Annotated in this window: 1 protein-coding gene; it reads right to left on the reverse strand. The window is 42.9% G+C overall.

The genetic code is table 11. The features are described 5' to 3' along the window. A partial coding sequence (locus ACM0OY_RS40370; protein ID WP_414574294.1) for a non-ribosomal peptide synthetase occupies window positions 1-1,169 on the reverse strand: 1,169 nt, incomplete at its 3' end. Window positions 1,170-1,218: the final 49 nt, after the last annotated feature.

The raw sequence follows: 1,218 nt of genomic DNA on the forward strand, positions 1-1,218 counted from the left end.
GAGATAATTTGAATACCAAGAATTGAATCGCCGCCCAATTCAAAAAAGTTATCATTAACCCCAAACGTTTTAACTTCAAGTACTTCAGACCAAATTTCCGCCAATGCGTGCTCAAGTGGGGTACGAGGAGCCAGAAAAGTCTCCTCTAATTCTGGCTGAGAACAGTCAAAGTCCAGCAGTGCTTTGCGATTCACTTTGTTGTTAGGTGTTAGTGGCAAATTATCAAGAAACACGAATGTTGAAGGCACCATAGGGTTGGGTAGTTTTTCTCTGAGAAAACTACTTAACTCACTACTAGTAGATACTTGTTTTTGGTGGAAAACCACATAAGCCACAAGGCGCTTCTGGAGTGAGGTATCTTCTGATGCCAAAACTATAGTCTCTCTTACGGCTGGATGTTGGTTGAGCACCATCTCAATTTCCCTCAACTCAATACGAAAACCACGGAGCTTCACTTGGTAATCAGTACGACCGAGAAATTCAATAGTGCCATCAGGTAAATATCGTGTTAAATCTCCTGTCTTGTAAAGTCGTGTTCCTGGTTCAGTACTAAAAGGATTTGGTATAAACTTTTCTACAGTAAGTTCAGGGCGGTTAAAATAACCCCTTGCTACTCCAACACCACCAATGTGCAATTCACCCGGAACTCCAATAGGAACAGGTTGTAAATGGGAGTCTAAAATATAGAACTGTGTGTTGGCAAAAGAAGGACCAATAGCAATATTTCCTGATGTTTCCTTTACCTGATGAATGCTTGACCAAATCGTGGTTTCTGTCGGGCCGTAAAGGTTAAATAATTCCACTGGATAAGCCAGAAGTTCCTGAGCCAAAGATGCTGACAGCGGCTCTCCACCGCATAAGACCTTTCGTAGCTGATGCTTGGCAAGAAGTTCCTTGTCTGCTTTCAATAGCAGATGATAGGTGGAGGGAGTTGCCTGAATAATGGTAGCTCCTGAAGAGACTAGTAGTATTGATAAATTAGTCCCACTAGCAATAAGGTCACGGGCAGCCAAAACCACCTTGACACCAATAGAAAGAGGTAGCAACAGTTCCAGAGCTGCAATATCGAAACAAATGCTTGTAACAGCAACCAAAATGTCAGCCGCACTTAGGTGAAGTGATTTTGCTATCGAAGCCAGACAGTTTATTACACTACCTTGGTGTACCATAACACCCTTGGGTTTACCCGTCGAGCCGGAGGTGTAAATCACGTAGACT

This window comes from Nostoc sp. CCY 9925, from assembly GCF_963920935.1.
Taxonomy (GTDB): domain Bacteria; phylum Cyanobacteriota; class Cyanobacteriia; order Cyanobacteriales; family Nostocaceae; genus Nostoc.